The organism is Micromonospora sp. II (assembly GCF_001709195.1).
GTDB lineage: Bacteria > Actinomycetota > Actinomycetes > Mycobacteriales > Micromonosporaceae > Micromonospora > Micromonospora chalcea.
Genome location: NZ_LYXF01000048.1, coordinates 1 through 22292, shown reverse-complemented (window position 1 = coordinate 22292; position 22292 = coordinate 1). Strand labels below are relative to the sequence as shown.

Annotated in this window: 18 protein-coding genes; 8 read left to right on the top strand and 10 right to left on the bottom strand. The window is 73.4% G+C overall.

Translation table 11 applies throughout. The features are described 5' to 3' along the window. Nucleotides 1-2451, bottom strand: a 2451-nt coding sequence (locus A8711_RS22740; protein WP_069089271.1) for a bifunctional diguanylate cyclase/phosphodiesterase, incomplete at its 3' end; no start/stop codon positions are given. Between the two features lie 652 nt (nucleotides 2452-3103). Between A8711_RS22740 and A8711_RS22735 the strand changes: the two genes are divergently transcribed. The 5 genes from A8711_RS22735 to A8711_RS22715 all read left to right on the top strand — a co-directional run bounded on the left by A8711_RS22735 (nucleotide 3104) and on the right by A8711_RS22715 (nucleotide 9059). Beyond that, nucleotides 3104-6106, top strand: coding sequence for a tetratricopeptide repeat protein (locus A8711_RS22735; protein ID WP_255365672.1), 3003 nt, complete (start codon nucleotides 3104-3106; stop codon nucleotides 6104-6106). A 236-nt stretch (nucleotides 6107-6342) separates the two neighbouring features. Beyond that, the gene (moaC, locus tag A8711_RS22730; protein ID WP_069089269.1) at nucleotides 6343-6834 is read left to right on the top strand and encodes a cyclic pyranopterin monophosphate synthase MoaC; all 492 of its coding nucleotides are present in this window, start codon (nucleotides 6343-6345) and stop codon (nucleotides 6832-6834) included. Then, a complete protein-coding gene (locus A8711_RS22725; RefSeq protein ID WP_176722862.1) occupies nucleotides 6807-7301 on the top strand; it encodes a molybdenum cofactor biosynthesis protein B in 495 nt (164 codons plus the stop codon). Before moaC ends, A8711_RS22725 begins: the two co-directional genes overlap by 28 nt. A 37-nt stretch (nucleotides 7302-7338) precedes the next feature. Continuing rightward, nucleotides 7339-8598: a molybdopterin molybdotransferase MoeA gene (locus A8711_RS22720; RefSeq protein ID WP_043327706.1), complete on the top strand. Its 1260-nt coding sequence runs from the start codon at nucleotides 7339-7341 to the stop codon at nucleotides 8596-8598. A gap of 35 nt (nucleotides 8599-8633) precedes the next feature. Continuing rightward, entirely contained in the window at nucleotides 8634-9059 is a 426-nt protein-coding gene (locus A8711_RS22715) for a molybdenum cofactor biosynthesis protein MoaE (RefSeq protein WP_176722863.1), read from the top strand. A 4-nt stretch (nucleotides 9060-9063) separates the two neighbouring features. On the opposite strand, the gene A8711_RS22710 is transcribed toward A8711_RS22715, so the two are convergent. Next, a complete protein-coding gene (locus A8711_RS22710) occupies nucleotides 9064-10485 on the bottom strand; it encodes a glycosyltransferase 87 family protein (RefSeq protein ID WP_069089268.1) in 1422 nt (473 codons plus the stop codon). Between the two features lie 205 nt (nucleotides 10486-10690). Beyond that, nucleotides 10691-11236: a DoxX family protein gene (locus tag A8711_RS22705; protein WP_069089267.1), complete on the bottom strand. Its 546-nt coding sequence runs from the start codon at nucleotides 11234-11236 to the stop codon at nucleotides 10691-10693. A 135-nt stretch (nucleotides 11237-11371) separates the two neighbouring features. On the opposite strand from A8711_RS22705, the gene A8711_RS22700 reads away from it, so the two are divergent. Further along, nucleotides 11372-11920 (top strand): GNAT family N-acetyltransferase, encoded by a 549-nt coding sequence (locus A8711_RS22700; protein WP_043330817.1) that lies wholly within the window; start codon nucleotides 11372-11374, stop codon nucleotides 11918-11920. Nucleotides 11921-11933: 13 nt separating this feature from the next. Here A8711_RS22700 and A8711_RS22695 read toward each other — a convergent pair whose 3' ends face one another. Together A8711_RS22695 and A8711_RS22690 are read right to left on the bottom strand one after the other, a co-directional pair. Further along, entirely contained in the window at nucleotides 11934-13169 is a 1236-nt protein-coding gene (locus A8711_RS22695) for an ATP-binding protein (protein ID WP_030499459.1), read from the bottom strand. A 153-nt stretch (nucleotides 13170-13322) separates the two neighbouring features. Beyond that, nucleotides 13323-14165, bottom strand: coding sequence for a flagellar basal body protein FliL (locus A8711_RS22690; protein ID WP_069089272.1), 843 nt, complete (start codon nucleotides 14163-14165; stop codon nucleotides 13323-13325). 85 nt (nucleotides 14166-14250) lie between these two features. Between A8711_RS22690 and A8711_RS22685 the strand changes: the two genes are divergently transcribed. Next, a complete protein-coding gene (locus tag A8711_RS22685) occupies nucleotides 14251-15258 on the top strand; it encodes an EamA family transporter (RefSeq protein ID WP_231915612.1) in 1008 nt (335 codons plus the stop codon). 10 nt (nucleotides 15259-15268) lie between these two features. Continuing rightward, complete coding sequence (locus A8711_RS22680; RefSeq protein WP_069089266.1) at nucleotides 15269-15898, top strand: A24 family peptidase; 630 nt, start codon at nucleotides 15269-15271, stop codon at nucleotides 15896-15898. 11 nt (nucleotides 15899-15909) lie between these two features. On the opposite strand, the gene A8711_RS22675 is transcribed toward A8711_RS22680, so the two are convergent. The 5 genes from A8711_RS22675 to A8711_RS22655 form a co-directional block, all read right to left on the bottom strand. Continuing rightward, nucleotides 15910-19095, bottom strand: a complete 3186-nt coding sequence (locus tag A8711_RS22675) for a UvrD-helicase domain-containing protein (RefSeq protein WP_069089265.1) — start codon at nucleotides 19093-19095, stop codon at nucleotides 15910-15912. A 94-nt stretch (nucleotides 19096-19189) separates the two neighbouring features. Next, nucleotides 19190-20452, bottom strand: a complete 1263-nt coding sequence (locus tag A8711_RS22670; protein ID WP_205797534.1) for a metallophosphoesterase — start codon at nucleotides 20450-20452, stop codon at nucleotides 19190-19192. A gap of 20 nt (nucleotides 20453-20472) precedes the next feature. Beyond that, a complete protein-coding gene (locus tag A8711_RS22665) occupies nucleotides 20473-20718 on the bottom strand; it encodes a MoaD/ThiS family protein (protein WP_043327712.1) in 246 nt (81 codons plus the stop codon). 2 nt (nucleotides 20719-20720) lie between these two features. Next, on the bottom strand, nucleotides 20721-21737 hold the full coding sequence (gene moaA, locus A8711_RS22660) for a GTP 3',8-cyclase MoaA (RefSeq protein WP_069089264.1): 1017 nt from the start codon (nucleotides 21735-21737) through the stop codon (nucleotides 20721-20723). Beyond that, the coding region (locus A8711_RS22655; RefSeq protein ID WP_176722861.1) for a fructosamine kinase family protein at nucleotides 21734-22292 on the bottom strand (559 nt) is incomplete at its 5' end. The genes moaA and A8711_RS22655, both read right to left, overlap by 4 nt.

Here is a 22292-nt window from a genome sequence, read left to right as displayed (position 1 = left end):
GCGGGCGCCGCCGGCGCGGCGTCCGGGGAGGCGGATCACGGCGCCCGCGTCGTGCAGTGCCGGGGCGAGCGCGCCGGTGCGGCCGCCGTGGCCGCGCTGGAGGCTGGCGAGCAGCGCGGCGGCGGGCAGTGGCCGGGCGAACAGGTGGCCCTGGCCGGCGGCGCAGCCGAGTTCCCAGAGGGCGCGGCGCTGGGGTTCGCTCTCCACGCCCTCGGCGACGACTGTGAGGTTGAGGCTGCGGCCGAGGTCGAGGGTGGAGCGGATGACGGCGGCGGCCTCGGGCGCGGTCTCCATGGCGGTGACGAAGCTGCGGTCGATCTTCAGTTCGTGTACGGGGATGCGGGAGAGCAGGGAGAGCGACGAATATCCGGTGCCGAAGTCGTCGAGCGCCAGGCGGACGCCGGAGTCGCGCAGGCGGCTGAGGACGCGGTCGACGACGTCGAGCTGGCTGAGCGTGAGCGTCTCGGTGAGTTCCAGCACGAGCCGGTCCGGCGGGAGGTCGTGGGCGCGCAGCCGGGCCAGGACCGCGCCGGGGAAGCGGGCGTCGAGCAGGCTGCGGGGTGACACGTTGACCGAGACGGGCAGGTCGAAGCCGGCGTCGCGCCAGGAGCCGGCGGCGATGAGCGCCTGGTCGAGGATCGCCTCGGCGAACGCGGGCAGCAGGCCGGAGCGTTCCACCGCTTCGAGGAAGCGCAGTGGGTCGATGAGCCCGTGGGTGGGGTGGTGCCAGCGGGCGAGGGCCTCCGCGCCGATCACCTCGCCGCCGGCGAGGTCGACGATGGGCTGGAAGTTGACTGTGAACTCGTGGTCGGCGACGGCGCGGGGCAGTTCCCCGCCGAGGGTGAGCCGGCTGAGGTCTGCGGTGTCGCGGGCGGGGGCGTAGGTGGCGAGTCGTTGACCGGCGCGTTTGGCCTGGTACATGGCCACGTCGGCGCGGCGAAGCAGCTCGGGCATCCCGCCGGTGGCGGGGGCGACGGCGATGCCGCCGCTGGCTTCCACGCTGATCCGCATGCCGTCCACGTCGAGCGGGTCGTGCAGGGCGTTGAGCAGGGCCTCGGCGCGGTGGGAGGCGACGGCCGGGGCGGGCAGGCCGCGCAGCAGCACGGCGAACTCGTCCCCGCCGAGCCGGGCGACCAGGTCGTCGGGGCGAGCGGCGTCGCGCAGCCGCTCGGCGACCTGGATCAGCACCTGGTCACCGGCGCCGTGGCCGAGGGTGTCGTTCACTTCCTTGAAGTGGTTGAGGTCGATCAGCACCAGCGCGGTGACGCCGTCGGCGTGCCGGGTGGTGAGCTGGGCGCTGCCCTCGTCCAGCAGGTGACGCCGGTTGGACAGGTCGGTGAGGGCGTCGTGGGTGGCGGCGTAGGCGTGGTCCTCGGCGATGCGGGCGAGTTCGGCGTACGCCTGGGCGTTGCGGACCGCGGTGCACAGGGCGGAGGCGAAGGTACGCAGGGTGTACTGCTCGCGCTCGGAGAGTTCGACCGGACCGGCGAACCGTAGCCGCAGCACGCCGAGGTCGTCGGTGCGGTTGTGGCCTTCCAGCGCGACCGGCATGACCCGGCCGTCGATGTCGCTGGGCTGGGGCGACGTTCCGTCGTACGCGATGCCTGCGGCGTTGCCGCGGACGGTGCGTCCGCCGTCGCGCAGTTCGATCTCGATCTCGTCGGCGGAGAAGAGTTCGCTGGCTTCGGTGACTGCGGTGGTCAGCACCTGGTCGAGGTCGACCACGTTGAGCGCGTCGGTGGCGCGGGCGAGTCGTTGCCACGCCTGCTGCTCGGTGCGGGTGCGGATCCGCGTGGAATAGGCCAGGTGGAGGCTGAGCACCAGTGCCGGCACGGCGAGCAGCAGCCGGGGATCGGCCCGCAGGATGAGTACGGTGCAGGCGGCCACCAGGAAGCGGACCGCGAAGCCAGCCACCCGCAGGTCGAGGTCGGTGCGGAACTGCCGCACGATGGGCGTGCCGGACGCGAGCGCGATGACCGGAATCGCGAGTAGGTCGTCGAGCACGGCCGCGACGAGGTAGACGACTCCGAGCAGCAGGACGATCTGGAGCGGCTCGCGGGGCGGCCACGCGTTGCCGAGCAGCAGGATGACGAGAGCGCTGCCCCCGGCAACCAACGTGTGCTTCGCGACGCCGAATGYGGTCTTGATGGGCGCGAGTCGCGTGACCGAGCCGCAGGCTACGCCGATGCCGGTTGCCAGGATCAGCCAGGAGGCCGGCGCGACGGCGAGACCGACGACGATCGCAGTCTCGACCCAGGCGAAGGCCACTGTGGTCGACCGGATTCGCACCGGCGTCTTGATGACTGTGGCCAGGGCGACCGTCACCACCAGGGCCGTGACGGTGACGAGGTCACGTACGGAGTCCGGTGGCTCTGTCCAGACGGCGATCAGTGCGGCGAGCGCGACGAACGTCGCGCACACGCTCAAGACGGACACGATCACGCGCAGCATGGGCTCGACGGCTTGTCGGCCGTCCGCTGTTCGGCTCAACCGGCATCACCCGCCGCTCACCGTCGGAATGCGATGAGCGGCAGCCTACCCCTTCGCCGGAAATATGAGAACTCTCAGTTCCATTCGGTGCTACGCATTTTGCCGCCTCCTTGGATATCGAAACGGGTCGTGGTTGCTTGATGACCAAAAGGTTCGTCAGTTCCATTCGGTGCTGCGCATTGTCACGACCCTCCTCGCATATCTCTCTTGGCGCTTCGTGGCGCCCCCTGTCTTGGAAGAGCAGGTTAGAGCGTAGGTAGGGCGATAAGGAAGCATTAATGTCGGTATGCGCAATATAAGTAACTATTGCGGAGTAAATGACGTTGTGTCCACGGGGTGTATGCGGAGCGGAGCCGATCGTCTCCTTCATGTACCCGCGTAGTCGCTCAGCGCCATGGGAATGGCCTGAGAAGCCTTACGTCGCCTGTAGCGTCGCCGTGGCGGCGGAACATTACAACCGTGCTTTGGGCGGCTTTCACCGCCGGGTCGGACGAGAGTGGTGTCGGTGTGCGAGACCGCTGCCGGGGCAACGGGTTTGTGACTAATCGATTACGCTCCCGTGTGCCCGTGGACAAGAGCCGACTGGGGCCGGAACAGCAGCATGGAAATCCAAGTGGTCGGTGGTCTGGCGGTGCGGATCGGCGCCGCGGGCCTTTCGCTTGGAACCCCCAAACAGCAGTTGGTTCTGGCGCTGCTGGTCGTGCGGGCCAATCAGTTGGTCCCCATGCACGACCTGGTGGACGAGTTGTGGCCCGACGATCCGCCTCGCTCCGCGATCGCCAATGTCCGGACCTACGCCGGCAACCTGCGTCGCAGCCTCGACTCGTACGCGGATGACAGGCTCAGGATCGTCCGTGAGCCCGGTGGCTACCGACTCCTCGCCGACGAGAGCCTCATCGACCTGTACCGGCTGACCGCGCGCTGGCGCCACGCTCGGGAACTGATGCGGGCGGGAGCGCCGGCGCAGGCGGTCCCGTTGCTGGAGGATGTGGGCGCCGCGGTGGCCCCGCTGCTCGCCGGGCTGACGCTGGGGCCGGTGCTGACCGCCCGGCGAGAGGCCGCGAGCCAGGAACGCCGGGCAGCCCTGGAGTCGCTGGCGGAGGCGCATCTCATCCTGGGGCGCCCGGAATCGGCGGCGTCGCTGCTGCGTGAGGAGGTCTCGCGTCAGCCTCTGTGGGAGCGCGCGCAGTGTCTCCTGATGCGTGCCCTCACCGCGGCCGGTGACGCGGGTGGCGCGCTGGCCGTCTACCGCGCCGCGCGCGAGGCCCTCACCGGCGAACTGGGCGTGCCGCCCAGCGAGGAGATGGAGCAGTTGCGGGTCGCGGCCGCCCTCGCCCGTCGGCGGGTCCCGAACTCCGTCACCGAGGCGGAAACAATTCGGAAAAGATCCCGTACGCATGACTGGCTGCCGCGCACGGTGCCGGATTTCGTCGGCCGGAAGGAAATTGTCGATCGCTTGTTGCACGACGTGCGCGAGCGGTCCGGCGGAGTCCCGACGATCCGCCTGATCGACGGCATGGCGGGCTGCGGCAAGACGACTCTCGCCCTGCACGTGGCCTCGCGGTTGGCCGAACGCTTCCCCGACGGGCAGCTCTTCGTCGACCTGCGCGGGCACACCGAGGACACGCGGATGACGCCTACCGCAGCGCTTGACATCCTTCTTCGCCAAATGGGTGTGCCGGCCGGCCGGATACCGATGGAACTGCCCGATCGATTGGAAATGTGGCGGCGAGAACTCGCCACGAGGGCCGCGATGGTGGTGCTCGACAACGCCGCCGACAGCCGGCAGGTAGAACCGCTGCTGCCCACCTCCGGGCCGGCGGTGGTGCTCGTCACCAGCCGGCGTCGCCTGCTGGCGCTCACCGAACGGCCGCCGGTGTCCCTCGCCGTTCTCTCCGAGCCCGAGGCGCTGCAACTGCTCACGACACTTGTCGGGGACGGGCGGGTGACAGCCGAACGGGAGGCCGCACGCCGCCTGGTCGGCATCTGCGGCTGTCTGCCCCTCGCGGTCAGGCTGGCCGGCACCCGCCTCGCTCACCGGCCGGACTGGCGGATCTCCGATCTCGTCGACAGGTTGAACGACAGATCGATGATCCTTCCCGGTCTCCGGACCGAGGCGCGGAGCGTGATCGAGGCGTTCGCCGAGTCGTACGAGCCGCTCGACGAGGCGTGCAGGAGAACCTTCCGATCCTTCGGGCTGGTCACCGGCGGTCACCTCGACACCGCCATGGTCGCCGCCCTAAACGATCTGCCGTGGCGGGAGGCGGCGGACGTCCTCGACGAACTGGTGGACCGCAACCTCGTGCAGGAGACCGCGGCGGGCCGGTACCGCCTGCACGATCTGATGAGGCGGTACGCCGCCGAGTTGGCCCGGGAGGAGGACGAGCGGCCGGCGCGCCACGCGGCGGTACAGAACCTGCTGGATCACCTGCTGCACTCGGTGGTGCGGGCCTCGGCGCAGACCGAGGACAGCGGCGTACTCGCGCTGCACCTGCGGCTCGGGGAGCCGCGCCGCGCGGACCTGCTCGTCGGACGCGAGCACGGCGATCTGGACTGGCTGGAGGACCAGCGCCTGAATCTGATCGCCTTCGCCCGCCAGGCGGCTGAGGAGGGCCATGAACCGATGGCCTGGCGGCTCGCGCGCGCCAGCTGGCGCTTCTTCTACACCCGGGGCTACTTCGACGACATCTCGGTCACCCACTCCGCGGGTCTGGCAGCGGCCCGACGGTGCGGAGATCGGCACGCCGTGGCTCTCATGCACAACTACCTCGCGTCGGCCTGTGTGCGTACCGGCGCTTTCCAGGACGCCTCCACCCACCTGCACGAGGTCGTCTCGATCCTCACCGGGCTCGGGGACGCAGCGGGCGCGCAGCGGGCGCGGTTCAACCTCGGCGTGGTGTACTGGCTCACCGGTCGACTTCAGCAGTCGCTGGAGATCAACCGCCTGACTCTGCGCAGCAACGTGCTGGACACCCTTCCCGTTCTGCCCAACCTCGGCCTCACGCTCCGCTGCCTCGGCCGGTACGACGAGTCGATGGCCGTTCACCGGCTCCACCTCTTCGTCGCGCGCACCAGGCAGGACCCGTTCCACATGTCGAACGCGCTGGGGCACCTGGGAGGCGTCAGGTACCGGCTCGGGCAGAACGCGCAGGCCGAGCGCCTGCTACGCGCCTCGCTGGCGCTTCGGGACCGCACCGGCAGCGGCTTCGCCCGCGCCGAGACGATCAGCGACCTCGCCGGGACCTACCGCCAGCTCGGCCGCTACGAGGAGGCGTTGCGGCATCATGAAGCCGCCATCGAGGCCGCCGCCGCTTCCGGTGAGCAGCAGGTCCAAGCCGAGGCGCGCAACGAGCTGGCCGTCACCCTGCGAGCCGTCGGCCGAGGCGGGGAGGCCGCCGCCGTGCTCGAGGAAGCCCTCGCCATCGCCACCCGGATCGCCCACCCGTACGAGCAGGCCCGCGCCCTCAGCGGTTTGGCGGAGCACCTGGTGGACGAGCAGCCGGTCGAGGCGCGACGGTACCGGCAACGGGCCCTGGCGATTTTCGAACGGATGGGCGCCCCGGAGCGTCACGAGTTGCGGCGGCAGCTCGCCGCGATGCCGTCACCACCGACCTGACCCGGCTTATCGATTTCTTATCGCAGCGTTCGTTAGCGTCCCGCCATCGGCTACGGGGAGGGCTCACCGCCAGGGTGGGCCAGGCCGAGCGAAGGCCCCCACCGCCAGTTCCCCCCAGCGAATCGGCGGTGGGTAGGTGAGGGAGGGGCGTCGTGGATCTGCACCCGACACGGCGCTCCTCCCCGCCGACGGCCCGGAGCACGCGCGTCGTCGTACCCGGCGGATAGGGTCGGGCCGTGACCGAACCCGCGCAGCTCACCCACGTCGACCCGGCCGGCGCGGCCCGGATGGTCGACGTCTCCGCCAAGCCGGTCTCGGGCCGGCTCGCGGTCGCCGCCGGCCGGCTCCGCACCACCGCCGAGGTGGTCGAGCTGCTGCGGCGCGACGGCCTGCCCAAGGGCGACGCGCTGGCCGTCGGCCGGCTCGCCGGCATCATAGGCGCCAAGCGCACGCCCGACCTGATCCCGCTCTGCCACCCGATCGCGCTGCACGGCGTCACCGTCGACCTCGACCTGACCGCCGACACGGTCGAGATCACCGCCACCGCGAAGACCGCCGACCGGACGGGCGTCGAGATGGAGGCGCTGACCGCGGTGGCGGTCGCCGGCCTCGCTCTCATCGACATGGTGAAGGCGGTCGACCCGGCCGCCTCGGTGGAGGCCGTCCGGGTGCTCCGCAAGGAGGGCGGCAAGACCGGCGAATGGGTCCGGCCGGAGGACCGGCCGTGATCCGGGCCCGGGTGATCGTGGCCTCCAACCGGGCCGCCGCCGGGGTGTACGAGGACACCAGCGGCCCGCTGCTCGTGACCGGCCTGCGGGAGCTGGGCTGCGAGGTCGACCCGCCGGTGGTGGTGCCGGACGGCGATCCGGTCGGTGAGGCGCTGCTCGCCGCCCGCGAGGAACGTGTGGACGTGGTGCTGACCAGCGGTGRCACGGGCATCACCCCGACCGACCGCACGCCCGAGGTGACCCGTGCGCTGCTCGACTACGAGATCCCCGGCATCGCCGAGGCGATCCGCGCGTACAGCCGCGACACCGTGCCGACCGCGGCGCTGTCCCGCGGGCTGGCCGGGGTGACCGGCCGGACGCTCGTGGTCAACCTGCCCGGCTCGCGGGGCGGCGCCCGCGACGGCCTTGCGGTGCTCGGGCCGATCCTGCAGCACGCGGTCGACCAGCTTCGCGGCGGCGACCACTGAACCCGCGGGCCACGTGCCCCGGCGCTAGGCTCGCCGGATGAGCACGGAAACCGAAGCCGCCGCGGCCGAGGCGGGCACGCCACCACCGGCCGGGTGGGAGGAGGCCCGCTCCCGGGTGTACGCGGTGGGCCTGTCCGCCGCGCTCCCCGCCGTCGCCCGCCCGCTGGCCGAGGCCGACGGGCACACCCTCGCCGAGCCGTTGACGACGCGTACCGACCTGCCGGCGTTCCCCACCTCCAGCGTGGACGGCTGGGCGGTGCGGGGCCCGGGGCCGTGGCGGGTGGTGGGCCGGGTGCTCGCCGGGCACACCGCCGCGCCGCTGGAGACCGACGGCAGCACTGTCGAGATCGCCACCGGCGCGATGGTGCCCGAGGGCACGACGGCGATCCTGCGGATCGAGGAGTCGGCCCGCACGGCGGACGGCCTGGTGACCGGCACGCCCCGCCCGGCGCCGGAGTGGCGGGAACCGGGCGAGGAGGCGTACCTCGGGGAGGAGCTGTTGCCCGCCGGCACGCCGGTGGATCCGGCGGTGCTCGGCCTGGCCGCCTCCTGTGGGCACGACACGCTGCGGGTCCGCCGCCCACCCCGGGCCGCGCTGCTGGTCTTCGGCGACGAACTGCTCACCTCGGGTCCGCCCGGCGCGGGGCGGGTCCGCGACGCGCTCGGCCCGTCGGTGCCCGCCTGGCTGCGCCGTTACGGCTGCCAGGTGCGTACGGCCGACGTGGTCGGCCCGGTCGCCGACACGCTGCCCGCGCACGTGGCGGCGGTGCGGGGCGCGCTCGCCAACGCCGACCTGGTCTGCACCACCGGCGGCACCATGCACGGGCCGGTCGACCACCTGCACCCGACGCTGGAGGCGCTCGGCGCCGACTACGTGGTCAACACGGTGGCGGTGCGCCCGGGCTTCCCGATGCTGCTCGCCCGGCTGGTGGGCGACGACGGGCGGGTGCGGTTCGTGGCCGGCCTGCCGGGCAACCCGCAGTCCGCGGTGGTGGCGCTCGTGTCGCTCGTCGCGCCGCTGCTCGCCGGTCTCACCGGCCGGCCGATGCCGGTGCTGCCGCACGTGACGCTGGCCGAGCCGATTCCGGGGCGCGGCGACTACACCCATCTGGCGCTGGCCCGCTGGGACCGGGTCGCCGGCACGGCGTACCCGGTGCGGCACGTCGGGTCGGCGATGCTGCGCGGTCTCGCGGGCGCGGATGGTTTCGCGGTGATCCGGCCCGGCGCCAGCGGCGCGGCCGGCGACCGGGTGCCGCTGGTGCCGCTGCCGCTGACCCCCGGGGAGCGTGCCGGGTGAGCGCGACGAACGAGCCGACGGGAGACGTCGTGACGGTGCAGGCAGGCGTGGTGCTCGGCGCGGTGACCGACCGGCCGCTCGACCTGGCCGCGCACGAGGCGGCGGTCGCCGACCGCCGGGCCGGCGCGGTGGTCTCCTTCCAGGGCGTGGTCCGCGACCACGACCACGGGCGGGGGGTCACCCGGCTGGAGTACGAGGGCCACCCCACCGCCGAGGCGGTGCTGCGTGAGGTGGCGGCCGAGATCGCCGCCGACCCGGCGGTGTACGCGGTCGCGGTGTCGCACCGGATCGGCCCACTGGAGATCGGCGACGTGGCGCTGGCGGCGGCGGTCAGCACCGCCCACCGGGCGGCGGCGTTCGCCGCGTGCGCCCGGCTGGTCGACGAGGTGAAGGCGCGGCTGCCGATCTGGAAGCGGCAGGTCTTCGACGACGGCACCGAGGAATGGGTGAACTGCCCCTGAGTGCTCAGCGCCGGCCGGCGAGCGCGGCCGCGCGGCTGAACCGGTCGTGGTAGAACGCGGGCTCGGCTCCCGGACGCCACGGCAGCGCCGCCACCAGCACGATCAGCGCGATGGCCAGGGAGTTCTCCATCAGCGCGCCGAACAGGCCGTCCTGGTAGTGGGACACCTCGGGGAGTTGGTGCTCGTACGGCCAGATCGGTGAGATCAGGAACAGCAGGTAGAGCCCGAGCGCGCCGACGCCGTGGCGGAGCCCGGTCAACGTCGGGTACCAGATCGGCGGGCGCAGCGCCGGCACACCGTTGGCCGAGGGGCCGCTGCCGCGCAGGGGCAGGCCCCGGCTGGCGTCGCGGCGGCGTACCGCGGCGTCGGCCAGCACGATGATCGCCGGGATGACCCAGATCAGGTGGTGCGACCAGGAGATCGGGCTGATCACGTTGGCGGTGAGCCCGACGAGTGTGAACGCGGTCAGCTCGTCGCCGTCGGCGCGGGCGCTGAGCGCGCGGGACAGGCCCAGCGCCAGGAGCAGCACCGAGAAGGCGAGCCAGAGCAGGCCGGGCGTCTCGATCGAGTCGTAGAGCCGCGCCAGCAGCCCGGCGAGCGACTGGTTGGCGGTCATGTCCGCCGCGCCGACCCGCTCGGTCTGCCACAGCACGCTCGTGAAGTAGGCGCGGGACTCCTCACCGACCAGGCCGAACGTCGCGATGGTCACGCCGATCGTGGTGCCGACGGCGGTGAGCGCGGCCCGCCACTGCCGGGTGAGCATCAGGTACGCGACGAACAACGCCGGGGTGAGCTTGACGGCTGTGGCGAGCCCGATGCCGACGCCCGCCCACGCGCCGCTGTAGACGAAGCGGGCCAGCGGCGAGTCGGCGGTCTCGTGGTGGGTGCCCCGCTTGGCGCGCCAGCGCAGGCCCACCATGTCGGCCATGACGAGCGCGAACAGCAGCAGGTTGACCTGGCCGTAGCCGAGCGTCTCCCGGGACGGCTCGATGGCCACCGCGAGCGGGGTGGCGATGCCGACGGTGAACCAGAGCGGCCAGCCGAGCCGGTCCACGATGGGGCGCAGCAGCGCCGCCAGGACGACCGCGAGCGCGGCGATGCTGGCCAGGGCGTTGACGAAGCCGGCGCCGTCGACGGGCAGCCAGGACATCGGGAGCATGACCACACCGGCGAACGGTGGATAGGTGAAGCCCAGTGTCGTCGACGGCGCGACGAAGTCGTACAGCTCGTTTCCGCTGGCCCACCACACCACCGCGCCGTGGTAGATCTTCATGTCGAAGAAGTTGTACGGCCGTCCGAAGGCGCCGATGGCCAGCCACGCGGCGTACGACACGGCGGCCACGATCCCGAGGCGCACGACGGTCCGGCGGTCGACGCGGGAGGTCGGGGCGAGGCGGTTGGTCCGTCTACCGACTGACGTCGGCATGGCGTGGCCACCCCCGTACCAAGGTCGTCGTACCCGTCCAGGTCCAGAACGGAGCCTAGAACGGCGCCTCACGTTGCTGCCTCCCGCGTTACGCGACCGTGTCCGATCCCACACGTGTTTGCGACATTTCCACCGCGTTAACGGGTCTCGGACGGTTCAGGTGATTGGTGGCCTTGCGGGGGGTGGTGGCCGTACGAAAGGGGTGTCAACCAGGGATTCGGCGGGCGGCCGCCGCGGAGCGTACGGCGATCTTCGCATCGCGGCGGGCGGTGCGGACCGCGCGCGTGACCGACCGGCGCGAGTGGTCGATCCGGTGGCCGGCGCGCCAGCGCAGCCCCGGCTTGCCCTCGGTGTCGGCGGCGGCGAGGAGGAGGCCACCGAGCAGGCCGAGGTTCTTCAGGAAGTGGACCTGGTTGTTGTTGCGCGCCGCCGGGTCGTCGTTGTTCCAGAAGGCGTGACCGGCGGYGGTGGTCGGGATCAGAGAGCCGGCGAGCACCAGCGCGGCCGGACGGGTGAACCGGCCGGTGGCCAGCATCAGACCGCCGACGAGCTGGGTGGCGGCGTTGGCCCGGATGAGCGACACGGTGTCGGTGGGGATGCGCGGGTGCACGTTGCGGATCAGCGGGGCGACCTTCCCGGTGACCGGCTCCGCGGCCTGCACCAGGCGTTCCGGGTTGCGCAGGTTGCGGGCGCCGCTGACCACGAAGATGCCGCTCAACATGACTCGGGCGAGGGAGCGCACGGGCTTCATGGCTCAGTCTTACCCCGTCGGGGGCGTCGTCATCCCCGCAACACACGAAAGGTATCGGCCGACGTGGACGTCCGGACGGTATCGATTTCAGCGACCGTCGCGGATGGACCGGTCGCGTTCGGTAAGGTCGCGCGGGTGACGACGCTGCGACTACGCCCGGAGGGCCCCGCCGACGAGCCGGCGGTGGCCCGGGTGCTGGCCGCCGCCTTCGCCCGGCCCGACGTGGCCACCCCGCCGGAGGTCGGCCTGGTCGAGGAGCTGCGGCACAGCCCGGCGTGGATTCCCGAGCTGGCCATGGTCGCCGAGTACGGCGGCGAGGTGGTGGCGTACGCGCTGCTCACGCGCGTCGGCGTACGCACCGACGACGGCCGCGTGTGGCCGGCGCTGGCGCTGGGCCCGGTGGCTGTGGCACGGCACCGGCAGCGGCTCGGTCACGGCACGGCGGCGGTGCAGGCGGCGCTCGACGCCGCGACCGAGCTGGGCGAACGGCTGGTGGTGGTGCTGGGCGACCCGGCGTACTACCGGCGGTTCGGGTTCGGCCCGGCGGACCGGCTGGGCCTGACCAGCCCGTGGTCCGGGCTGGGCGAGCCGTGGCAGGCGCTGGTGCTGCCGCCGTCGGCGAGCGAGGAACCGCCACCGCCGTCCGGCGAGGTGGTCTTCCCACCACCGTGGTCGCGGGTCTGAGCGGTCGCGGCCGTCACGCGGGCTGGGTGCGCAGGTAGCGGCCGAAGTGCGGGACGGTGAACGCCACGGTCCCCCGCTCGCCGGAGTAGATCAGCCCCTTCTTGATCAGCGCGTCGCGGGCCGGGGAGAGGCTGGCCGGCTTGCGGCCGAGCGCGCGGGCGATCTCGGCGGTCGGCACCGCGGCGTCCATGTCGTCGCGGCTGCCTTCCTCGCCGTCCACCAGCGCCAGCGTCGCCATGGCGCGCATGTACTCGCGTTCGGCCGGGGTGGCCCGCTCGAACCGGGAGCCGAAGAACCCCACCGCCAGTTCCGCCTCCGCCTCGGGCGCGGCGACCCGGACGTCCGCCGCGGTGATCGGCGAGCGGGGCGCGTGGTCCCAGGTGGCCTTGCCGTACGCCTGGACGAAGTAGGGGTAGCCGCCGGACTTCTCGTAGAGCAGGTCGAGGGCCTTCTGCTCGTACTCGACCTCCTCCCGCTCGGCCGGCGCGCAGAGCGCCTGGTCGGCGGCGATCCGGTCGAGCCGGTCGATGCGCTGGTAGCGGTAGAGCCGCTCGGAGTAGGACTTGGCGGCGCTGAGCACGGCGGGCAGGTGCGGCAGGCCCGCGCCCACCACGATCAGCGGCGCGCCGAGCTGGGACAGCTCGTGGCAGGCGGCGCAGAGCGCGGAGACGTCCTCGGCGCCGACGTCCTGCATCTCGTCGATGAAGATCGCGATGCCGGTGCCGACGTCGGTGGCGACCGCTGCCGCGTCGCTGAGCAGTTCGACCAGGTCGATCTCGATGTCGCCGGAGTCGGCGCGTCCGCTGCTCGCGGGCACGTCGATGCCGGGCTGCCAGCGGTCGCGCAGCTTGGGCGCCGCGCCGCCGCGCCCGGTGGGGGCGGAGCGTTGCGCGAAGGCCTTGAGTACGCCGAGGAAGGCGTCGATCCGGTCCGGGGCGCGGTGCCGGGGCGCGAGTTCGCGGACCGCCATGTGCAGCGCGGCGGCGATCGGGCGGCGCAGCGACTGGTCCGGCCGCGCCTCGATCTTGCCGGTGCCCCAGAGGTGGTTGATCGCCTCGGACCGCAGCGTGTTGAGCAGGACGGTCTTGCCGACGCCGCGCAGCCCGGTGAGCATCAGGCTGCGTTCGGGCCGGCCACGCGCGATGCGTTCCAGCACCACGTCGAACACGTCCAGTTCCCGCCCCCGCCCGGCGAGTTCGGGCGGGCGCTGGCCGGCGCCCGGCGCGTACGGGTTGCGGACCGGATCCACGAATCGCACAGTATCGGCTTCTCTAGCGGCCAGGCTAGACGTGCGTAGATGCAGCTACCGCGTGTCGGTCTCGACATAAAACTAGGGCTGTCTAGCGTGAAAGCTAGACAGCCCTAGTTTTGGTTACCGACGAGCCGGGGCGTCAGTGGCGCGTCAGCGGCGCTTCAGGCAGAGCACGAAGTCGAGCGTGTCCAGCTCACTGTCGAAGAAGTACCAGTCGGTGTACCCGTCGACCTTCCCGCACTTCGCCTCCGCGTCCTTCTTGCCGCTCGTCGCGCCGTCGATGCGCCGCAGCACCTCGTACGTCTTCGGGGCGCAGTCGGCGATCACCAGCTTCGGCTGACCGCCGCCACCCTCGTTGGCGACGCACTGGCCCGCCTTCACGAAACGCGGATCGGTCGAGGAGGCCGGCGCGGGCGCGGTCGGCGTGGCCTCCGCCGGATCGCTCGGCGCCGCCTCGGTCGGATCAGCGGCCGGCGCGGTGGCCGCCGTCGTCCCGGCGGTCGGGCTCTCCTCGTCCCGGCCGAGCATCCAGTACGCCCCGGCGCCGCCGAGCAGCAGCACCGCCAGCACGACCACCACCACCACCACCAGCGGGCCCTTGCCGCGCTTCGGCGGCGTCGGCTCGGCGTACTGCGGCTCCCCGCCGTACTGCGGCCCGGCGTAGGGGTCGGCCGGGTGACCCTGCCGCGGTGGGCCGGGGGACCACGCCGGCGCCGGCTCGTAGCGCTGCGTCGGCGGGCCGTACTGATCGGCCGGCGGGCCGTACCGGTCGGCGGGCCCGTACTGCTGGGCCGGCGGCCCGTACTGCTGGGCCGGCGGCCCGTACTGATCGGCCGGCGGGCCGTACGGTTGCGCGCCCGGCGGGCCGTACTGCGGGTCGTGACGCGGATCGGGCTGCGCGGCGTAGCGGGGATCGGGCTGCGGGGCGTAGCCGTCGTCGGGCCGTCCCCAGGGGTCGGGGGAGCCGCCGCCCGGTGGACCGAAGTTCGACATGAACGCCTCCTGCGTACGCCAGTGCTGAGAGGCCGGCCACCAACTGGGGACGCCGACGCCGTGGTCACCGTAGCGTGGACCCTCGATGAGCTCACGCCCCACGAGTGCGACGAACGCTGTCGATTCCGCGACGCCGCCGACACGCACCGCCCTGATCTGGACCGCACTCGTGCTGGTCTACCTGCTCTGGGGCTCGACGTACCTGGGCATCCGGGTCGCCGTCGAGTCCCTGCCGCCGCTCATCTCCGCGGCGATGCGGTTCGCCGGCGCGGCCGTGGTGCTCGCCGTGGTGCTGCGCCTGCGGCGCGGGCCCGGCGCGCTGCGGGTGCCCGTGCGCCGCGTCGGCTCCGCCGCGCTGATCGGCGTGCTGCTGCTCGCCGGCGGAAACGGACTGGTGGTGCTCGCCGAGTCGGGTCCGGCCGGCACCGCGGTTCCCTCGGGCGTGGCCGCGCTGCTGGTGGCCACCGTGCCGCTGCTGGTGGTGGTGCTGCGGACCGTGGGCGGGGACCGGCCCCGGCCGTGGACGTTCCTCGGGGTGGCGCTCGGGTTCGCCGGCCTCGTCGTGCTGGTGCTGCCCCGCGACGGCGTGGACGGCGTGCCGGTGGCCGGCGCGCTCACTGTGGTCGCGGCCGCCACCAGCTGGTCGGTCGGCTCGTACCTGTCCGGGCGGATCCGGATGCCCGCCGACCCGTTCGTGGCCACCGTCTACGAGATGCTGGCCGGCGCGGCGGTGCTCGCGCTCGTCGGCGTCGCCCGCGGCGAGCTGCGCGGATTCAGCTTCGCCGAGGTGACCGGGCGGTCCTGGGCGGCGCTGGCGTACCTGATGGTGGCCGGTTCGCTCGTCGCCTTCACCGCGTACGTCTGGCTGCTCGCGCACGCGCCGATCTCCCTGGTCTCCACGTACGCGTACGTGAACCCGGTGGTCGCGGTGGCGCTCGGCGCGCTGTTCGTCGCCGAGCCGATCACCTCGCAGGTGCTGCTGGGCGGTGCGATCATCGTGGTCGGCGTGGCGGTGGTGGTGAGCACCGAGCGACCCCGCCGGTCCCCGCCACCAGCCGTCGACGGGGCAGCCGGGGAACCCGCCGGGCGGTAGCGTCCCGCCCGTGTCGGCGCTGCTGGTGACAGGGGCCGCGCTGCTGGGCGCGTCGGCCGGGTGGGTGGCCGTACCGGTCGGCCGGTCGTTCGTCACAGTTCCCGCCGGCGACGCTCCGCGCCGGGGCGCGTTCGCGCTGGCCGGCGCCGTGGCGTTCGGCGGGCTCGCCGCCACCCGGGCCGCCGACCCGGCGCTGCCCGCGCTGCTGCTGGTCGCCGCCGTCGGGCTGGCGCTCGCGGTCACCGACGTGACAGCGCTGCGGCTGCCCGACCCGCTCGTCGGCATGGTCGCGCTCGGCGGCGGGCTCGGCCTCACCGCTGCCACGGCGGCGACCGGCGAACCGCGCCGCCTGGCCGTCGCGGTGGCCGGGGCCGCGCTCTCCTTCCTCGGGTACGCGCTGCTGGCGCTGCTGCCCCGCGCCCGGCTCGGCTTCGGCGACGTGAAGCTCGCCGCCGCGCTCGGGTTGCCGCTGGGCTGGCTCGGCTGGCCGGCGCTGCGCCTCGGGCTGCTCCTGCCGCACGTGCTCGCCGGAGTCGCGGTGCTCGTCCTGCTCGCCGCCGGCCGGGTACGCCGGGACACGCCGGTGCCGTTCGGCCCGGCGCTGCTCGGCGGCGCGTGGCTCGCCGCCGTCCTCAGCTGAGGCGTGCCCGGTCAGATCAGCCGGAGCTGGTGGTCCTTCGGGCGGCGGGGCTCGGTCGCGTCCAGGCGCTCGAACAACGCCGGGTCGATCACGTCGAGGAACGGCGACGGGCGGGTGTCGCGTTCCGCGCCGTGCCGGGCACGGCGGCCCGCGTGGCTGACGTAGAGCCGGTCCTGCGCCCGGGTCAGCCCGACGAAGAACAGCCGCCGCTCCTCGGCCACCGCGTCGTCGTCCGGCTCGCTTCCGGGCCAGCGCAGCGGCAGCAGCCCGTCCTCGGCCCCGACCAGGAACACCACCGGGAACTCCAGGCCCTTCGCGGCGTGCAGCGTCAGCAGCGTGACCGCCTCGGCGCGCGGGTCCAGCGCGTCCACCTCCGCGCCGGTGGCGAGCTGGTTGAGGAACAGTTCCAGGTCGTCGTCGCAGCGCCGGGCCAGCGGGGTGAGCAGGTCCACCGCCGTGCGGACGTCCTCGGGGCGTACCGCGCCGGAGCCGTCGAGCGTCGGCACCGCGAAGCGCTCGGCCAGGATCTGCCCGGCCTGGCGTACCCGGGCGGCGAGCGAACCGTCCAGACCGGCGTGGCGCAGCTCGCGGGCGATGGCCGGCACGCCGGGACGGTCCCGCAGCCGGTCGTGCGAGCGCTTCTGCACCGGGATGTTCGCCCGGGCCAGCGCGTCCACGATCGGCGCGGCCTGCGCGTCCGTGCGGTACAGCACCGCGATGTCGGAGAAGGACAGCGACGTGGTCCGCCCGTCGATCCGCCCCGAGTCCAGCGAGCGGTGGGACAGGCCACCGACCAGCTCGTCCACGGTACGGACCACGAAGTCGGCCTCGTCGTACGGCGAAGCCGCCGCGTACCGGCCGACCAGAGGCGCCTCCGGGTCGAGCCGGGCCGGGTCGAGGCGACGGCCCCGCACCAGCGACGACGGCGCGATGGCCTGCACCGCGGCGGCCAGGATCGGCGCCGAGGAGCGGTAGTTGCGGTTCAGCCGGACCAGCCGCGCGTCGGTGAAGTCCTGCGAGAAGCGCAGGAAGTAGCCCACGTCGGCGCCCCGGAACGAGTAGATCGCCTGGTCCGGGTCACCGATCGCGCAGAGGTTCCCGTCCGGCGGGCTGAGCAGCCGCAGCAGGTCGTACTGCACCGCGTCGACGTCCTGGTACTCGTCGACGAAGATCCACTTCCACCGCTCGCGGTACTCGCGGACCAGCTTCCGGTCCCCCTTGAGCAGCGACACCGGCAGCGTCAGCAGCTCGTCCAGGTCGACCAGGTCCCGCTTGCGCAGCAACGCCGCGTACCGCTCGTCGTCGTCACCGGCCTCCGCGCGCGCCGCCGCCCGGTCCGCGTCGTCGGCGATCCGGAAGTCCGCCGGCAGCCCCGCCGCCGCCGCGTTCTCCCGCAGCACGGTCAGGCCCAGCGAGTGGAACGTACCCACAGTGACGTCCTCGGCGACCGGGCCGAGCAGCCCGTCCAGCCGGTGCCGCAGCTCCTCGGCCGCCCGCCGGGTGAACGTGATCGCCAGGCACTGATCGGGGAAGACGTTCAACTCCGCGCACAGGTACGCGATCCGGTGGGTGAGCGTGCGGGTCTTGCCGGTGCCCGGACCGGCCACGATGAGCAGCGGACCGCCCGGCGCGGACGCGGCCACCCGCTGCATCGCGTCCAGCCGGTCCAGCAGGCCGGTGCCGACCTCCTCCATCCCGGCGAGCATCGGCTCGAACGGCTCGTGCGGGGACGGCGGCGTCGCGATCGGAGGCGCGGGCGGCGGCGTCCGCTTCGGCTCCGGCCGGACCGCCGCCGGGCGCTTGGCCTTCGGCTTCGGCGCCGGCTCCGCGGGCTTCCGCTGCGCGGGCACCGGTACGTCGAACAGCGTCTCCTGCCCGGCCCGGCCACCCGCAGCGCCCAGTTCCGCCGGGTCGAACAGCGTGATCACGCCGTACTCCCCGTCGTAGCCCGGCACCCGGCGCACGTCGCCGCGGCGCAGCCGGCCGATGCCCTCCGCGAGCAGCTCGCCGCCGACCCGGCCGATCTCCTCCACCGGGGTACGGGTCAGGATCTCCAGCTCCGGGCCGAGCGCGGCGACCAGCTCGTTGAGCTTGCCCTCGACCTTCTTCGACCGCGCGCCGACCCGGTTCAGCTCGCCCAGGATCTCGGCCAGCGGCACCAGGTGGGTCACCTCGCGCGCGTGCGCCGGACGGTGCCCCTCCGGCCGGTCCGCCAGCTCCTCCACCCGGCTGAGTACGCCCACGGTGAGCGGCTTGCCGCACTCCGGGCAGCGTCCGCCCGCCTCACGGGTCCGCTGCGGCGGCCAGTTCACCCCGCATAACCGGTGCCCGTCGGCGTGGTACTTGCCCTCCTCCGGGAAGAACTCGACAGTTCCGGCGAGCCCGTCCCCGGTGCGCAGCGCCTCGCGGATCGCGAAGTAGTCACGGGCGGCGGTGAGGACCGTGGCCTCCCGGGCCAGAGCCGGCGGCGAGTGCGCGTCCGAGTTGGACACCAGCTGATAGCGGTCCAGGCTGCCGACCCGCCAGTTCATCTCCGGGTCGGACGACAGGCCGGTCTCCACCGCGAAGATGTGCTCGGCCAGATCCGCGTAGCAGTCGGCGATCGCGTCGAAGCCCGACTTCGAGCCGAGCGCGGAGAACCACGGCGTCCAGATGTGTGCCGGCACCAGATAGCCGTCCGGACTCGCCTCCAGCGTGATCTCCAGCAGGTCGCGGGAGTCCAGCCCGAGGATCGGCCGCCCGTCCGAGCCGAGGTTGCCGATCCGGCCCAGCGCCGTGTTGAACCGGGCCACCGCGTCCAGGTCCGGCAGGTAGATCAGGTGGTGCACCTTCCGGGTGCGGTCGTCGCGCTTGTAGATCGTGGAGATCTCCACGCTCAGCATGAACCGGACCGGGTCCGCCTCCGCCTCACTGGCGAGCCGGGGCGGCAGCCGCCGGGCGACGTCCCGCTCCGCCTCGGGCGCGAGGCGGTACAGGCCCGGCTCGGCCGGGTGCAGCGTCTCGCGCAGGTGGTCGTACCAGGCGGGATGGGTGAAGTCGCCGGTGCCGAGCACGCCGATGCCCTTGCGCCGGGCCCACCAGGCCAGGTTCGGCAGGGTCAGGTCGCGGCTGCACGCACGCGAGTACTTCGAGTGGATGTGCAGGTCCGCCACGTACGGCGGGAGGCCACCGGAGGGTGCGGCGCTGAACGGAGGCACGCCGCATCCTGTCACGTCCGGTCCCCCGCCCGCCCGCCGCCACGCGAACGGGTGACCTGAGCAATGCGGTGCTGGACTCGGCGGCGGGTGCGCGCTATGGGGCGCGCAGCTCCACGAGCGTCACCTGGGGAGGCGCGCCCACCCGCACCGGCGGACCCCAGAAACCGGCGCCGTTCGTGACGTAGACCTTCGTGCCGTCGATCTCGCCGAGACCGGAGACCACCGGCTGTTCGAGCTTCACCGCCAGGTTGAACGGCACCATCTGGCCGCCGTGCGTGTGCCCGGAGAGCTGGAGGTCGACGCCGAACTTCGCCGCCTCCTGCGCGGCCACCGGCTGGTGCGCCAGCAGCACGACCGGCCGACTCGGGTCACGGTCGCCGAGCGCGGCGGCGTAGTCGGCGGGTGCGGCCACCCCGGTGCCGGCGGCGCTCACGTCGTTCACCCCGGCCAGGTCCAGCACGCCGCCCCGGGCCTGGATCTCCTGCCGCTCGTTCTGCAGCACGCGCAGACCGAGCCGGTCCACTTCGCGGACCCACTCCTCCACGCCGGAGTAGTACTCGTGGTTGCCGGTGACGAAGAAGCTGCCGTAGCGGGACCGCAGGTCACGCAGCGGTTCGGCGGCCTCCCCCAGCTCGGCCACCGTGCCGTCGACCAGGTCACCGACCACGGCGACCAGGTCGGCGTCCATCCGGTTGATCATCGCGACGATCCGCTCGGTGTGCGCCCGGCCGCGCAGCGGCCCGAGGTGGATGTCGGAGACGGTGGCGATGCGCAGCCCGTCCATGCTCCGGGGCAGCTTGGCCAGCGGGATCTGCACCCGGTCGAGCTGCGGCGGACCGATGGCGGTGCGGACGCCGTACCCGGTGACGCCGGCGGCGGTGAGCCCGGCGAAGATCGCCGCCCCGCGCGCGAGCAGCAGCCGCCGGGAGGGGTCGTGGTCCGGCGCGAGGGCGCCGGCCGGCGGCGCGCCGGCGCTGTCGACCGGCGGTGGCGTCGCACCCTCCGCCGTCGCCGCGCCCACGAGTACGGGCTCGGGCTCCGGGCCGGTGGCGACCACCGAGCGGGCGCGGCGGCGCAGCACCAGCCGGGCCACTGCGGTCGGCACTTCGAGCACCAGCAGGATCACCAGCAGGTAGAACATGAGCGCGACCCAGAGGTAGCCGGGCCAGGCCAGCCAGTACCAGCCGTTGCGGGTGCCCGCCAGAGTCACCGGTACGAGCACCGCCAGCGCCGCGATCGCCACCCCGCCGACCCGGCGCCACCGCCCCGGGCGCGTGGTGTCCCGGACCAGCCGCTTCCACAGGTAGAAGTGGATCAGGCCGATCACGAGCACGACGAAGCCCAGGAATGTCGCCATGGCCAGCACGTGTGCCCCCCTCAGCCGCCCGCGAAGGGCGGCAGCACGTCCACCGTCACCCCGGCCGGCAACAGCGCCCGTCGATCATGACAGGCCACGCCGTCGACCAGGAAACTCGCCGCCTTCAGCACCACCGCGAGGCGTTCGCCGTGGCGGGCGGCCAGGTCATCGAGGAGTTCGTCCAGGGACCGGCCGGCGGATGCGGTCTCCTCGGAGAGTCCGGCCGCCGCTCGGGCGCCGGCGAAGTAGCGGACGGTCAGCTCCACCCTCAGCCTCCGATCGCGGACATCGAACGCGCGGGCTGGAGGAACGTCGGATCGTCGATGCCGTGACCGGCCCGCTTGGCCCACATCGCGGCGCGCCAGCGCCGGGCCAGCTCCTCGTTGTCCGCGCCGTCGCGCAACGCGCCGCGCAGGTCCGACTCCTCGGTGGCGAACAGGCAGTTGCGCACCTGGCCGTCGGCGGTGAGCCGGGTGCGGTCGCAGTCGCCGCAGAACGGCCGGGTCACGCTGGCGATCACCCCGACCCGGGCCGGCCCGCCGTCGACCAGCCACGTCTCGGCCGGTGCCGCGCCCCGCTCGGAAGGGTCCGGCGTCAACGCGAACGCGGCCTTCAGGGAGGCCAGGATCTCGTCGGCGGTGACCATGGTCGAGCGGTCCCAGCCGTGCTGCGCGTCGAGCGGCATCTGCTCGATGAACCGCAGCTCGTAGCCGTGCGCGAGCGCGAACCGGAGCAGCGCGGGCGCCTCGTCGTCGTTCGTGCCCCGCATGAGCACCGAGTTGACCTTCACCGGGGTCAGCCCGGCTTCGGCGGCCCCGGCCAGCCCGGCGAGCACGTCGGCGAGCCGGTCGCGGCGGGTCAGCGCGGTGAACCGGTCGCGGTCCAACGTGTCGAGCGAGACGTTGACGCGGTCCAGCCCGGCGTCGCGCAGCGCCGACGCCATGCGGGCCAGGCCGATGCCGTTCGTGGTCAGCGAGATGCGCGGCCGGGGCGTGAGCGCGGCGACCGCCGCCACGATGCCGGGCAGGCCGGGCCGGATGAGCGGCTCACCGCCGGTGAAGCGCACCTCGGTGATGCCGAGCCGGGTCACCGCGACACCCACCAGCCGGACGATCTCGTCGTCGGTGAGCAGCTGCGGACCGGACAGCCAGGGCAGGCCCTCGGCCGGCATGCAGTAGGTGCAGCGCAGGTTGCACTTGTCGGTCAGCGAGACCCGCAGGTCCCGGGCGACGCGGCCGTACCGGTCGGCGAGGACGCCGTCGGTCGTCGTCCGGGGGGCGCTCATCCGTCGACCGTAGCGCGGTCGAGGCCCCGGAGGGCGGCCCGGGCGGTGGCGGCCACCGCGTCCGCGTACGCCGCGCCGAAGATCGCGGTGTGCACGAGCAGCAGGTGCAGCTGATGCAGCGGCACCCGTTCCCGCCAGCCGTCGGCCAGCGGCCACGCCTCCCGATAGGCGGCCAGGACGCGGTCCAGGTGAGGCGGGCCGCCGAAGAGGGCGAGCTGCGCCAGGTCGGTCTCGCGGTGCCCACCGTGCGCGGCCGGGTCGACCAGCCAGACCCGGTCGTCGGCGCCCCAGAGCAGGTTGCCGGGCCAGAGATCGCCGTGCACCCGGGCCGGCGGCTCGTCACCGCCGAACTCGCCGATCCGGGCGACGACCTGCTCGACCAGCGCCGCCCCGGAACCGTCGAGCGCGCCGCCGTCGACCGAACTGCGTAGGTAGGGCAGAAGGCGGCGCCGGGCGAACCAGTCCGGCCAGGGACCGGGATCGGGCGTGTTGTCCTGCGGCAGCGCACCGATGAACCCGGCCCAGTCCGCGCCGAACGCGGGCGCCCCGGCCCGG

Excerpts from the sequence above, each read along its gene's own strand:
- A8711_RS22670 (WP_205797534.1), bottom strand. The coding sequence starts at position 20,452 with ATGGCGACATTCCTGGGCTTCGTCGTGCTCGTGATCGGCCTGATCCAC.
- A8711_RS22710 (WP_069089268.1), bottom strand. The coding sequence starts at position 10,485 with ATGCCGACGTCAGTCGGTAGACGGACCAACCGCCTCGCCCCGACCTCC.
- A8711_RS22690 (WP_069089272.1), bottom strand. The coding sequence starts at position 14,165 with ATGTCGAACTTCGGTCCACCGGGCGGCGGCTCCCCCGACCCCTGGGGA.
- A8711_RS22720 (WP_043327706.1), top strand. The coding sequence starts at position 7,339 with ATGAGCACGGAAACCGAAGCCGCCGCGGCCGAGGCGGGCACGCCACCA.
- A8711_RS22685 (WP_231915612.1), top strand. The coding sequence starts at position 14,251 with ATGAGCTCACGCCCCACGAGTGCGACGAACGCTGTCGATTCCGCGACG.
- moaA (WP_069089264.1), bottom strand. The coding sequence starts at position 21,737 with ATGAGCGCCCCCCGGACGACGACCGACGGCGTCCTCGCCGACCGGTAC.